This window comes from Bacillus sp. FSL R9-9492 (genome assembly GCF_038007365.1).
Taxonomy (GTDB): domain Bacteria; phylum Bacillota; class Bacilli; order Bacillales; family Bacillaceae_G; genus Bacillus_A; species Bacillus_A mycoides.
This window is the reverse complement of the sequence record NZ_JBBOXC010000001.1, coordinates 3796574-3809643: the sequence shown is the minus strand read 5'-3', so window position 1 is coordinate 3809643 and position 13070 is coordinate 3796574. Positions and strand designations below refer to the sequence as shown.

12 protein-coding genes are annotated in these 13070 nt (G+C 32.9%); 7 read left to right on the top strand and 5 right to left on the bottom strand.

Annotation, left to right across the window (positions count from 1 at the left end):
• Window positions 1-34 precede the first annotated feature (34 nt).
• The gene (locus tag MKY70_RS19320; RefSeq protein ID WP_061674386.1) at window positions 35-1099 is read left to right on the top strand and encodes an undecaprenyldiphospho-muramoylpentapeptide beta-N-acetylglucosaminyltransferase; all 1065 of its coding nucleotides are present in this window, start codon (window positions 35-37) and stop codon (window positions 1097-1099) included.
• Window positions 1100-1206: 107 nt separating this feature from the next.
• Here MKY70_RS19320 and MKY70_RS19315 read toward each other — a convergent pair whose 3' ends face one another.
• Window positions 1207-3927: a putative bifunctional diguanylate cyclase/phosphodiesterase gene (locus MKY70_RS19315; protein WP_341025553.1), complete on the bottom strand. Its 2721-nt coding sequence runs from the start codon at window positions 3925-3927 to the stop codon at window positions 1207-1209.
• A 426-nt stretch (window positions 3928-4353) separates the two neighbouring features.
• Between MKY70_RS19315 and MKY70_RS19310 the strand changes: the two genes are divergently transcribed.
• Both MKY70_RS19310 and MKY70_RS19305 read left to right on the top strand, forming a co-directional pair.
• A complete protein-coding gene (locus tag MKY70_RS19310; RefSeq protein ID WP_088034628.1) occupies window positions 4354-4743 on the top strand; it encodes a VOC family protein in 390 nt (129 codons plus the stop codon).
• Between the two features lie 222 nt (window positions 4744-4965).
• A complete protein-coding gene (locus tag MKY70_RS19305; protein WP_088034630.1) occupies window positions 4966-5541 on the top strand; it encodes a histidine phosphatase family protein in 576 nt (191 codons plus the stop codon).
• A gap of 67 nt (window positions 5542-5608) precedes the next feature.
• Here MKY70_RS19305 and MKY70_RS19300 read toward each other — a convergent pair whose 3' ends face one another.
• Window positions 5609-6253, bottom strand: coding sequence for a YczE/YyaS/YitT family protein (locus tag MKY70_RS19300; RefSeq protein ID WP_088034632.1), 645 nt, complete (start codon window positions 6251-6253; stop codon window positions 5609-5611).
• 182 nt (window positions 6254-6435) lie between these two features.
• Here MKY70_RS19300 and pepT point away from each other — a divergent pair, with 182 nt between their 5' ends.
• The gene (pepT, locus tag MKY70_RS19295) at window positions 6436-7668 is read left to right on the top strand and encodes a peptidase T (RefSeq protein ID WP_016100789.1); all 1233 of its coding nucleotides are present in this window, start codon (window positions 6436-6438) and stop codon (window positions 7666-7668) included.
• Window positions 7669-7769: 101 nt separating this feature from the next.
• Window positions 7770-8834 (top strand): lactonase family protein, encoded by a 1065-nt coding sequence (locus MKY70_RS19290; protein ID WP_088034634.1) that lies wholly within the window; start codon window positions 7770-7772, stop codon window positions 8832-8834.
• 34 nt (window positions 8835-8868) lie between these two features.
• Here MKY70_RS19290 and MKY70_RS19285 read toward each other — a convergent pair whose 3' ends face one another.
• The 3 genes from MKY70_RS19285 to MKY70_RS19275 are packed head-to-tail and all read right to left on the bottom strand — an operon-like array spanning window position 8869 to window position 10884.
• Window positions 8869-9780, bottom strand: coding sequence for a DNA-3-methyladenine glycosylase 2 (locus tag MKY70_RS19285; protein WP_088034638.1), 912 nt, complete (start codon window positions 9778-9780; stop codon window positions 8869-8871).
• A gap of 2 nt (window positions 9781-9782) precedes the next feature.
• A complete protein-coding gene (locus tag MKY70_RS19280; RefSeq protein ID WP_002190454.1) occupies window positions 9783-10307 on the bottom strand; it encodes a methylated-DNA--[protein]-cysteine S-methyltransferase in 525 nt (174 codons plus the stop codon).
• A gap of 4 nt (window positions 10308-10311) precedes the next feature.
• A complete protein-coding gene (locus MKY70_RS19275; RefSeq protein ID WP_002190452.1) occupies window positions 10312-10884 on the bottom strand; it encodes a bifunctional transcriptional activator/DNA repair enzyme AdaA in 573 nt (190 codons plus the stop codon).
• A 154-nt stretch (window positions 10885-11038) separates the two neighbouring features.
• Between MKY70_RS19275 and MKY70_RS19270 the strand changes: the two genes are divergently transcribed.
• On the top strand, window positions 11039-11797 hold the full coding sequence (locus tag MKY70_RS19270) for an exodeoxyribonuclease III (protein WP_088034642.1): 759 nt from the start codon (window positions 11039-11041) through the stop codon (window positions 11795-11797).
• Between the two features lie 304 nt (window positions 11798-12101).
• Window positions 12102-13067 (top strand): iron-hydroxamate ABC transporter substrate-binding protein, encoded by a 966-nt coding sequence (locus tag MKY70_RS19265; protein WP_341025549.1) that lies wholly within the window; start codon window positions 12102-12104, stop codon window positions 13065-13067.
• Window positions 13068-13070 lie beyond the last annotated feature (3 nt).

Below are 13070 nucleotides of genomic sequence, written 5' to 3'. Positions count from 1 at the left end.
GCTAGACTTTAAATGATAAAGGTGGATATAAGTTATGAATAAAAAGATTCTCTTTACTGGGGGCGGTACAGCCGGACACGTAATGATTAATATGGTATTGATTCCTAAATTTATGGAAAAAGGATGGGGAGTTGAGTATATTGGATCTCAAAATGGAATTGAAAAATTATTAGTTCAAAATGTTAAGTACAATAGTATTTCAACGGGGAAGCTCCGGAGATATTGGGATTGGGAGAACTTTAAAGATCCTTTTAAAATTATAAAAGGCTGCTTACAAAGTTATAAATTAATTAAGAAAATAAAGCCTGACGTTATCTTTTCGGCAGGAGGATTTGTTTCAGTTCCTGTAGTAATAGGGGCATGGTTAAATAGTGTACCTATCGTAATACGTGAACCAGATAGCACGTTAGGACTTGCAAATAAAATAGCATTACCTTTTGCTACAAAACTATGCACAACATTCCCTCATACAGGGAAGAATGTAAGTAATGAGAAAAAGGTTTATGTAGGACCAATTGTAAGGGAAGAAATTGAGAGAGGTAACGTATTACGAGGAAGAAGGTATTGTGAATTTCAGCAAGATAAACCGGTATTGTTAATAATGGGTGGGAGTCAAGGTGCTAAGTGGATAAATGATATGGTAAGGAAAAGTTTAGATACATTATTATTAAGTTTTAATATTGTTCATATGTGTGGTAAAGGAAAGGTGGATCCTTCTATCGGAATGGAAGGTTATATGCAATTTGAATATATAGGGGAAGAGTTGCCACATATACTGAATATGGCAAGTGTTGTAGTTTCCAGGGCTGGTTCTACTGCTATTTCTGAATTGTTATTTTTGAAGAAACCGATGTTGCTTATTCCGTTAACTAATGGTTCTAGTAGAGGGGATCAAGTTTTAAATGCTGACTATTTTTCTAGGCAAGGATATGCGGAAGTATTACTTCAAGATAGAATAAGCACCAGTACATTTACAGATGTGGTAAATAAGTTGTATGTAAATAAGGAGAGATATATTCAAAACATGAATGGATTTAAGAAAACAAATGAGGAGGGAATTCATCAATTAATAGATTTAATAAATGAAGTAGTTAAATAATAAAAAAAGGAAAGAAATTATTTTCTTTCCTTTTTACTATAGTTGTTCAAATTCATTATTACCTATAACGATTACATTCCGTATAGAGTTATATGCATTTTGATTTACTATGGACGAATACCGTTTTCTAACAGCTTAGTAAATGCATTGGCATAAATAGGTTTACTGTAATAGTAACCTTGAATAAACTGACATTTATTTTTTTGAAGGAAATTTACGTGTTCTTTCGTTTCTACGCCTTCAGCAATGACAGACATTCCTAATGTATTTGCTAATGTGATGATTGTTTTAATGATTTCCATTCCATCTTCACACGTTTCAGACATTGTAATAAATTCTCTTGGGATTTTTAACGTATCGATTGGATATAAAGGTAAGTAGGCTAGGGAAGAATAGCCTGTACCAAAGTCGTCGATTGAAATGTGAATCCCTAAACTTTTTAGTGTACGCAGTTTTATCAATGTTTCTCTCTCATCCATCATTGCAATTCGTTCTGTTAATTCTAGATCAAGGGAACTTGCTGGTAAGCCTGTAGTTGCTAAAGTAGAAGAAATAGATTTTACAAAGCCTTCTTGTTCAAATTCTTTAGCAGATAAATTTACCCCTATTTTTAAATGCGAATATCCGAGTGCGTGCCAACGTTTCATTTGCTCACAAGCCTGCTGTAATGTCCATTTTCCTATTGGAATAATTTGTAGTGTTTCTTCTGCAATCGGAATAAACTCGTATGGAGAAATAACACCTAATTCAGGATGATTCCACCTGATTAAAGCTTCTGCACCGATAATTTTATTAGATTCACTATCAACTTGAGGTTGATACAAAAGGAACAATTCTTCATTTTGTATTGCGTTTGGTAAATCTTTTTCTAATCGTAATCGTCTTTCGATTTTTTTAGCGATTACATCGTCATAAATAGAGACAGAGTTAAGCTCTTTTACCTTTGCATCATACATTGCAACATTAGCGTTTTTCAGAAGTGTAGCGGTATCGATTCCGGAATGTGGATAAATAGCGATGCCGATACTCAGTGATAAAGTTAATTTATGCTCATGTATGACAAACGGCTTTTCCATGCTTTCAAATAATTGGTTACATAACTCGAATAAGGAATCTTCGTCAGTATAGTTTTCAATTAAGATTGTAAACTCATCACCACCGATTCTTGACAGATGAGTATGTGATGGAAGACATGATAGGAAACGTTTTGCTACTTCTTCTAATATGTAATCACCTGACGAATGTCCAAGTGTATCGTTAATTACTTTAAAGCGATCTAAATCTAAATATAATAATGCAAACTCACTTTGTGTTGTTTGAGCATTTTTTATAAATTTTCTTAACTTCCTATGGAAAAAGGATCGGTTCCCAATTTTCGTTACAGTATCGTGGAATGCTAAATATTTTATTTCTTCTTGTTGTTTTTTTAGTGCGGTAATATCCTTTACCATAATATAGCTTCCTGAAATTTGTCCATCTATCATAATAGGAACGATGGTAACGTATAAAAAATAAGTAAAGCCGTCTTTATATTGAGAACTAAGTTGTAAGGATGCTGATTCTTGTTGTTTAACTTTTTCTAATGCAGATATCAGTTTATGTTTATCTGCATCTAAAATAATAGAAAAACATGTCTCACCAAGTAACTCGTTCGTTGGTGCTCCAAGTAGTATGCTTCCTGCTTTATTTACATTTAAGAATATTCCATTTAAATCAATCGTAAAAATGGGATCAGGATGATATTCATATAATGATTTGAATTTTTGTTGTTTCTGAGATAGGGCCTCTGATTTATGGACTAAATCAGAAGTTCTTAAAGTAACTTTTTCTTCTAGTTGAGCATTAAATACTTGTAAACGTTTTGTTAGGGTGTCGTTTTGCATACGCACAATAGAATGGCGAATAAGTACGAAAACAAAAGCGATACAATTTCCTGTAATGAGAGTTGAAGACGATGTTTGTTCTTTTAATGTAAACCCGATTAGTATTGCAACAGCAAGATAGGGAAATACGACTAATACTTTTTTTCCTAGTATAGGGTTTACAATGAAATAATTTTTATGGCTATTATCATCTTCTGAAATAGACCCAGCTATTGCGATAAGCAATATAGGTATTCTATATAAAAGACGTAAAAATGTTATAGTGTCAGTTGATAAATGGGTATTTAAGTAAAAATAAATATAGTTAAAAGTTGCAGAACTAATCAATACAAAAATAAAGATATAAATTTTCCGCTTGGACTTAAAAATTGTTGGGCGGAAAAAGAGACTAACACCTAGTAGAAGAAATAATAGATCTGCAATTGGATATAGAAATGAAAGGAAAATATCTCCGAGTGAAAGTGAGAATATATTTAAATTTGGCTGATTAAATAAATACCATTCTAATGTGAATATGGAAGTAAGTACTATACATATATCACAAATAAAGAAAGCTTTTCCCCATTTATTGCATTCTTTTAAGATCTTATAGCAAAAAGCGATAAGGCAGAAGAATAGAAAAAACATGTAAAATACATCAGAAATAGTAAAATGATGTATTGGAAGTTCGAAAAAGGTATCTTGATACGTATATACTACTTTTCCTAATAAAAAACTACCAATTGCAATTGTAATACATATCCAAAAAGGATTTGAACTAACTTTTTTAGAGTATATAGAGTAAATTATCGATATAAATGTAATGACTTCAACGATGAGTGAAGCGAAGCGTACATTGAAATTTGAAAAATTAGTAGGGAACAGAAAGAAAAACATAAAATAGATTGAATAGCATATTAATGTTGTGATTAATATACATAGCTGTAAATTTTTATTTAATTTCAAAAAAATCACCTTCTTTAAGTATGTACTATATTCGTAATATCTATACATAATAATATTACTTAAGGATTGTATCAGATTTCCTTATAAAAAGCATGCTTATAAGGAAAAAAACAAGAGTGTAATAATTCTTAAAAATGAAAAAATACTACATTTAATGATTTTTAGTGTATCAAGATTTTAGATGGGAATTGTATATTTAGTCATCCAGTATATTTTAAAGGTTTTTTAGTGCTTTGCAAGTGGAGATGCAAATTTGCATATAAAATGATGGGATTTTCTTTCTAGGTGAGTTTTTGATTGTTATAGGCTAGTAAGTAACACCTTTGTATGTATCTATTTTCATACTAATGAGGGATTTCAAAAATGTTTTAAGTATATACAATAAAATATAGTCATTCATTACGTTTTTAGTATGGGAGGAAAAGCATGAAAAATTGGGTGAAGTTTCGAATAGCACGTCCAACAGATAAGTTTGAAGAGGTTATTGCATTCTATGGAGAAGGATTAGGTTTAAAACGTATAGGTGAGTTTAATGACCATGACGGCTATGATGGAGTCATGTTTGGTCTACCGGATGAAGAATATCATTTAGAATTTACAAGATATATAGATGGGAGCCCATGTCCAGCTCCAACAAAAGATAACTTACTTGTATTTTACATGCGAGAAGATAGTGAAATGAAAAAAGTGAGTAAAAGGCTGCATACAATGGGGTATGGTGAAGTAGAACCAGAAAATCCGTATTGGAAAGAAAAGGGGATAACGATAGAAGATCCGGATGGTTGGAGAATTGTATTGATGAAAATAGAAGAATGAGGTGTGGCGAAACTAGAGGAGAAAGACGTTTTGAGTTTTGATAGTGTAAAAGAAAATATATAAGCTTCCTTGAAGGGGATAAAATCAAGGAGAAGCTTTTTTGTGAATTTATCTGAAAATTAACATTTGATATTTTTTTCTGGAAAGATATGAAATAAGAACATATATTCTTATGGGTTGATAGTCATGTCTTTAAAGAGGGATATAGAAAAGGGAGGAATTATGAATACATATATCTATATGGTTAGGCATGGTGAATCGCCAAAATTAGAAGGAAATGAAAGAACACGTGGATTAACTGAGAAGGGAATTTTAGATGCTCAAAGAATAACTGAGATATTAGAAACAGAGGGAATTAATACTTTCATTTCAAGTCCGTATAAGAGGGCTATGTTAACGATAGAAGAGTCAGCGAATCTCCATGAAAAAGAAATATTAGTATATGAAAATCTTAAAGAGTGTAAGTTTTCAAATGAAGATAAAATTATATCGGATAAGGAAGTGTACCCACTTGTAAAGGAGATTTTTTTTAATCCAGAATATGCACTGACGGATGGAGAGTCATATGCGGATTGTCAGAGAAGAGTAGTGAGAGTGTTAAAAGAAATATTAATGAATTTTCAAGGACATAAAATTGTAATTGGTACACATGGGCTTGTAATGACACTAATGATGAACTATTTTGATAATCAATATGGACTTGAATTTTTAATGAATACATCCAAACCGGATATATATAAGCTAGAATTTAAAGAAGAGCAATTAATGAATGTAGAGAGATTATGGAGAGAAGAATGAAATGGGGTATATGGAGTGTGTTTTAAAAATTACTTTTAAAACACACTCTTTTGCATTAAGTTGAGTTTTAAATATTTTCACTAATACGTTCTTTGTTTTTGTTATTTAAAGTATGTAAGAGTTTTTGAAATACCTTAAATGAATGCTGGAATATTGGACTTTGAATAAAAGTGTATAGAAAAGTTACGATAAAAACAGGACCTCCTAGCATGAATCCAATGACTAGTACAAAGCATTCTACAATGATTCGAGCACGGCTAATAGATAACCCAGTTTTGTCAGAAATGGTAAGCATGAATCCATCGCGGGGTCCAGCACCAATGCCAGCCGCGACGTACATGCCGCCCCCAATTCCTGTAATTGCAATACCAGAAAATAAAATGAGTAAGTTTATCCATAAATAATCACTAGCGTTTGGAAGGATTTTTAATTGTAAGAAAAAGTCCATAATAGGACCGATAAGTAGTGCATTTAAAAATGTGCCCACGTTTATATATTTTCGATCTACTAGTAAAGAGATAAGAACGAGACATAATCCACATATGACACTCCAAGTACCAATTGTCCACCCAAACCGTTGGTAGAGAGCCATATTTAAAACTTCCCAAGGATGTAAACCGAGGAATTTAACTTTGACTGCGAGAGCATTTCCAAGTCCAAAAAAAATTAATCCTAGGAAAAAAAGAAAATAGCGAAAAAGAGTTAGCCTCATCTTTAAAACCTCCCAATATATAATGATGTATATTACATGTTTGAATTTAAATGTACAAATGTTATGTCTTTTTATGATTTATTAAAAATGTAAATGGATATATATTTTCACAGTCAAAAAAGTTAAAATATTTCGTTATAAGGATTATAATAGAGAGAGAACTATAAAAGGAGTGAACGAATTTGAAACAAGAACTTATTGAAAGATTTACGAGATATGTAAAGATTGATACACAATCAAATGAAGAAAGTCATACAGTGCCTACAACACCAGGGCAAATTGAGTTTGGTAAGTTATTAGTGGAAGAGTTGAAAGAGATTGGGTTATCAGAAGTGACGATGGATGAAAAAGGTTACGTAATGGCAACACTGCCTGCTAATACAGATAAGGATGTTCCTGTAATCGGCTTTTTAGCTCATTTAGACACAGCAACAGATTTTACAGGGAAAAACGTAAAACCACAAATTCATGAAAATTTTGATGGTAATGCGATTACGTTAAATGAAGAATTAAATGTTGTGTTAACACCTAAACAGTTCCCGGAATTACCATCATATAAAGGACATACAATTATTACAACTGATGGTACAACACTTCTTGGAGCAGATGATAAAGCTGGTCTTACAGAAATCATGGTCGCAATGAATTATTTAATACATAATCCGCAAATTAAGCATGGAAAAATAAGAGTAGCATTTACACCGGATGAAGAAATTGGCCGTGGACCATCGCATTTTGATGTAGAAGCGTTTGGTGCATCGTTTGCTTATACAATGGACGGAGGTCCATTAGGTGGTTTAGAATATGAGAGTTTTAACGCTGCAAGTGCCAAATTAACTTTTAGAGGGACAAATACACATCCTGGAACAGCGAAAAACAAAATGCGTAACGCAAGTAAACTCGCTATGGAATTCGATAGACAGTTGCCAGTAGAAGAGGCGCCAGAATATACAGAGGGATATGAAGGGTTTTATCATTTACTCTCTTTAAATGGTGATGTCGAGCAAAGTAAAGCTTACTATATTATTCGAGATTTTGATCGTAATCATTTTGAAGCGCGTAAAAATAACATTAAAGATATTGTGAAAAACATGCAAGAGAAGTACGGCGAAGATGCAATCGTTTTAGAGATGAATGATCAGTATTATAATATGCTTGAAAAAATTGAACCGGTGAGAGAAATTGTTGATATTGCGTATGAGGCAATGAAAAGTTTAAATATTGAACCGAATATTCATCCAATTCGCGGTGGAACAGATGGATCGCAATTATCATATATGGGATTACCAACGCCAAATATTTTCACTGGTGGTGAAAACTATCACGGTAAATTTGAGTATGTTTCGGTAGATACTATGGAAAAAGCTGTTCAAGTAATTGTAGAAATCGCAAGACGATTTGAAGAACAAGCTTAAAAAGAGAACCAAGTAGTAATGAAGTGCTACTTGGTTCTTTTCTATAGTAAAAAATACAAAGTGAAACTTGTTACAAGACGTTTGTAAAAGGGGGAAATGTTATGAGTGAAAATCAGTTTCATGGTTATATAGGGACATATACCAAAGCAGAGAGTAAGGGGATTTATAAATTTATACTTGATACGAACATCGGAGAACTTAAAGGGATTGAATTAGCAGCTTATATAGGAAGTCCGACATATGTAACGATTAGTCATAACAACGAGTACCTTTATTCTGTTGCGAAAGATAATGGGTTAGGTGGAATTGCTAGTTTTTCTATTCATAATAAATCCGGTAATCTAAATTCGATTAGCATGCAAGTTTTAGAAGGGGCATCGCCGTGCTATGTAAGTGTGAATCGGGAGAATAGTATAGTAGTAGCAGCTAATTATCATAAAGGAACAGTAGAGTCCTATTTAGTGAAAAAGGATAATGGAAGTTTAAATGCTGCTACGGTAATTGTAGAACATAAAGGGTCAGGACCAAATAAGGAAAGGCAAGAAAAGGCACATGCTCATTATATAGATTTTACTCCTGATGAAAAATATGTAGTAGCAGTTGATTTAGGAATAGACAAGGTGATTACATATAAAGAAAGTGATGGAGAACTAATAGAAGTTACACGGTTATCTGTAAAACATGGTAGTGGTCCAAGGCATCTTATATTTCATCCAAGTGCGCAGTATGCATATGTTATGACAGAATTAAGTTCAGAGATTATTGTACTTCAATATGATGCAAAGAGTGGCAGTTTTAAAGAAAAACAATACATTTCTACATTACCTGAAGATTTTAGAAAAGATAGTTACGGAAGTGCAATTCACATTTCTTCTGATGGCAAGTTTGTTTACGCAGCAAATAGGGGACATAATAGTATCGCGGTTTTCCGAGTGAATGAGCACAATGGAGAGCTCGCTTTTATTGAAACAGTATCGACAGAAGGTGATTGGCCACGTGATTTTTCTTTAGATCCGGATGAAAAATTTTTAATTGCAGCGAATGAAAGATCTAATACTTTGACTTTATTTGCTAGGGATGAAATGACAGGGGAGCTAACGCTTGTACAGACGGACGTAAATGTTCCAGAGCCAGTATGTGTGAAGTTTTTACATGTGAAAAAATAGATAGGTTTTCCTATCTATTTTTTATTAGGAAATTTTAATATAGAACTCGCCATAAATAAAAAGTCGCGTAAGACTCCCAATTTGTCCAATTTGATGCAAATTCTTTTATTTCATTTTTAGTCGGTTTCTTTTCGGAACCTGCTATAAATTTAATTGCATTATGCAAACCAACATCATCAATTGGAAAAGCTGAAGGGAATCGTAAACAACGCATCAAAACATAGTGAGCTGTCCATGGCCCTATACCGCGAATGCTAGTTAATTGTTTTTCAGCTTGCTTCACATCTTGTATTTTTAATAGAGATTCTTTTGATAATTTACCTTCTGTAATGAGCTGCGCGACGTCAATTAAGTATTCGCACTTTCTTGTAGTCATTTTTAATGTTGCGAGATCTTCTACATCTAAATTTGCTATTACTTCAGGTGATGGGAATATCCAATGTTTTCTACCGTTCCAATCTACATAATCGCCAAAATTTTCGACTAATCTTCTTTTTAGAGTATAGGCATATGTGAGGTTGATTTGTTGACCTAGAATCCCCCAGCATAGTGCTTCAAATAAATCCGGAATTCCCAAAGTACGAAGACCGTAAAATTCTTTAATGGGTTTTTGAAGGAGTGGGTCGTGTTTAGCTAATTTATAGAAGGGAGCTAAATCAGTAGTTAAATCAAACCACTCTTTTACATAGTTAGATACGGCATCGTGTGCCCATTTTTCAGAGACATATGATTCTCCTAAAAAACGTATTTGAATATTACTATCGGCATTAAAACCAATTTCAACTAATGGATTTATGTTTTGAACAGGAATGACTTTATAGATTTTATTATTTTCAATATGAAACATACATTCATTTTTAGAACGCGATAGATAGCGTAAGTTTTCTTGAAAACTAAATTCTTTTGGAACGACTAAAGACAATATTTCATTACAATCCTCTGTCATATTTACTCCTCCCGAAGCGCTTCTAATTTGAGCAATTCTTTTTTCATTTCTAAACCACCTCTAAAACCGGTAAGTTTACCATTTTTCCCAATAACGCGGTGACAAGGAATAGTGATAAGCAGAGGATTTGCCCCAACGGCAGTCCCAACTGCACGTACAGCGTTAGGTTTTTGAATTCTTTCCGCAATCTCTGAATAAGAATGTGTCTCCCCATAAGGAATTTCACGTACCGTATTCCAAACAGCTAATTGAAATGCAGTTCCGTAAACATCGATAGGAATTGTAAAGGTTTCTAGTTTGGTTTCCAAATACTCGATAAGTTCTTTTGTATATGTTTGCAGATAATCTGGATTTTGGATGAATGTATGTTGTGGCAGTTTTTTGCTAGCCCACGTATTTAGTTCTTCAAAAGTTTCATTTTGCGATCCGATGAAGCATAATCCATTTGAAGTAGCTGCAGTATGCATACGCCAATGTTTATGAATAAGCAATGTCCAATATATAGTTTTATTTTCATATGGTTTCATTATTTCATACCTCTTTTATTCCGTTCTTTTTTCGATATTCAGTAGGGGTAAATCCTGTCTTCTTTTTAAATAAAGTCGCGAAATAATCCGGATTTTCTATCCCAACATCAGTACTAATTTCCATAATGGATTGATTTGTATGTGAAAGGTATTCTGTCGCTTTTTTTATTCTGAATTGCTGTATATATTCTATTGGACTAATCCCTACAATTTTCTTGAAAGTGCGTTGTAGATGATAAGGGCTACCATGGCATATTTCTGCGAGTAAGTCGAGGGTTAGCACGTCACAATAATGTTTTTGGATATATTCTTTAATTTGCTCTACCCATTCTTCATTAGGTAAAGTTAGCCCGTTTGGTTTACAACGTTTACACGGACGAAAATTTTCATGTAATGCTTGCTCTGCCTTAAGAAAAATACGTACATTGTTTTTATTCGGTATTCTCGATTTACATGATGGTCGGCAAAAAATACCGGTTGATTTTACAGCGTAAAAGAATTTGTCATCATATGTGGAGTCATTATGAATAATTGCTTGCCAATACTCATTTGTTACTGTGAACTCTTCATTATGCACAGAACATCACCTCTGGCATTAGTATAACCTGAATAAAGTACGTATGTACGTATTTACGAATGTAAGAGCAAGATTACAAAGATGAAACTATGATAGGGTATCTATTTTGTGTTAGCATGAAAATTGAAAATGCACATCAAGAGGAGGAACATAGATGAAGTTGATTTCATGGAATGTAAATGGTTTGCGAGCAGTTATTGCAAAAGGTGGATTTCTAGAATATCTAGAAAAATCTAATGCAGATATATTTTGTTTACAGGAAATTAAATTACAAAGTGGACAAATTGATTTAAATCCCGAGGGATATTATACATATTGGAATTATGCTGTGAAAAAAGGCTACTCAGGAACGGCTATTTTCACGAAAAAAGAACCGATTTCTGTTACATATGGTTTAGGGATTGAAGAGCATGATCAAGAAGGACGAGTTATTACATTAGAATTTAATGATTTTTATATGATAACGTTGTATACACCAAATTCAAAACGAGGATTAGAACGTTTAGACTATAGAATGGAATGGGAAGATGATTTCAGGGCCTATATAAAGCGATTAGATGAAAAGAAACCAGTTATTTTTTGTGGAGATTTAAACGTTGCTCATAAAGAAATAGATTTAAAAAATCCAAAAAGTAATCGGAAAAATCCTGGATTTTCTGATGAGGAAAGGGAGAAGTTTACACGCATTTTAGAAGAGGGATTTGTTGATACGTATCGTTACCTTTATCCTAATCAGGAGGGAGCGTACTCGTGGTGGTCATATCGGATGGGAGCAAGAGCGAAAAATATTGGATGGCGTTTAGACTATTTTGTTGTCTCTGAAAGAATGAAAGAGCAGATATCGGATGCAAAAATTAATAGTGAAGTGATGGGATCAGACCATTGCCCAGTTGAATTGCATATAGATTTCTAAAAAAGAAGTATCTTCCTGGAGAAAGGAGGATACTTCTTTTTTTATTCAGTTTGTTAAAATTTTTCAAATCATTCTTGAAATAATTTAATATTAAATATATACTTAGTAACGATAATCATTATCATCGATAAAGTTTATCAATGGATGAGGTGTAAAAAGAATTATAGTTTAGGGGAAGTGAATGAGACTGAGTTCCGGATAAAATTATTAATATAATGAAATATATGTTTGGGACAAGTTTCATGTAGTTAAGTTTTTATATGAATATAATCTATTTAAAGGTTTCGAGAGGAGATATATAAAGATGAACAAGAAATTATTTACATTAGGGATGGTTACAGTTTTAAGTGTAGGATTAGCAGCATGTAATAGTGCGGATAAAACTTCAGGGGAGCAAAAGCAGCAGACAAAAGCTACGGAAACGAAAAAGGACGAAAAACGAAAAATTACATATTTAGGTAAAGAATACACAGTACCAGCAAAAGTAGATAAAATTGCGACAGCTAGTTTAGAGTCGATGGAAGATGCGGCAGTACTTGGAATTAAACCAGTTGGTGCGATTACTGTAGGTGGTAAATTACCAAAGTATCTTGAAAAAGATTTAGAGGGTGCGAAATCTGTTGGTGAGAAAATGGAACCAAATTTTGAAACATTACTTCAATTAAAACCAGATGTTATTACATCAAGTACGAAATTCCCAGCAGAAACAGCTGGAAAATTTACGAAAGTAGCTCCGACGTTCCCAGTATCACACGTTTCAACAAACTGGGAAGATAATTTAAAGTTAATGGGAGAATTAACTGGTAAAAAGGACAAAGCAGAAAAAATTATTAAAGATTACAATGCAGACGCTGAAAAAGCAAAAGCAAAACTTGGAGATAAGTTAAAAGATAAAAAAGTACTTGTCATTAGACTAAGAGCAAACGACCTATTTTTATATCCAGAAGGAGTATACTTTAATCCTGTCATTTATAAAGATCTTGGATTAACTGCACCAGAACAACTAAAAACTGTAAAAGCACAAGAAAAGATTTCTTTAGAAAAACTTGCTGAAGTTAATCCTGATTATATCTTCTTACAATACGAGTCAAGCGAAAATAATAAACCGAAAGTGCTAGAAGAAATTGAAAGCAATCCAATTTGGCAAAGTATGAATGCTGCGAAAGAAAAGAAAGTATTTGTAAACGTTGTGGATCCAATGGCACAAGGTGGTACAGCTTGGAGTAAAACAGCATTCTTAAAAGAAGCAGTGAAAAATTTATCTAAATAATAT

What these genes read in the sequence shown, in the direction of transcription:
- MKY70_RS19320 (WP_061674386.1), top strand. Translation starts at nt 35, where the DNA reads ATGAATAAAAAGATTCTCTTTACTGGGGGCGGTACAGCCGGACACGTA.
- MKY70_RS19310 (WP_088034628.1), top strand. Translation starts at nt 4,354, where the DNA reads ATGAAAAATTGGGTGAAGTTTCGAATAGCACGTCCAACAGATAAGTTT.
- MKY70_RS19305 (WP_088034630.1), top strand. Translation starts at nt 4,966, where the DNA reads ATGAATACATATATCTATATGGTTAGGCATGGTGAATCGCCAAAATTA.
- MKY70_RS19300 (WP_088034632.1), bottom strand. Translation starts at nt 6,253, where the DNA reads ATGAGGCTAACTCTTTTTCGCTATTTTCTTTTTTTCCTAGGATTAATT.
- MKY70_RS19290 (WP_088034634.1), top strand. Translation starts at nt 7,770, where the DNA reads ATGAGTGAAAATCAGTTTCATGGTTATATAGGGACATATACCAAAGCA.
- MKY70_RS19285 (WP_088034638.1), bottom strand. Translation starts at nt 9,780, where the DNA reads ATGACAGAGGATTGTAATGAAATATTGTCTTTAGTCGTTCCAAAAGAA.
- MKY70_RS19280 (WP_002190454.1), bottom strand. Translation starts at nt 10,307, where the DNA reads ATGAAACCATATGAAAATAAAACTATATATTGGACATTGCTTATTCAT.
- MKY70_RS19270 (WP_088034642.1), top strand. Translation starts at nt 11,039, where the DNA reads ATGAAGTTGATTTCATGGAATGTAAATGGTTTGCGAGCAGTTATTGCA.
- MKY70_RS19265 (WP_341025549.1), top strand. Translation starts at nt 12,102, where the DNA reads ATGAACAAGAAATTATTTACATTAGGGATGGTTACAGTTTTAAGTGTA.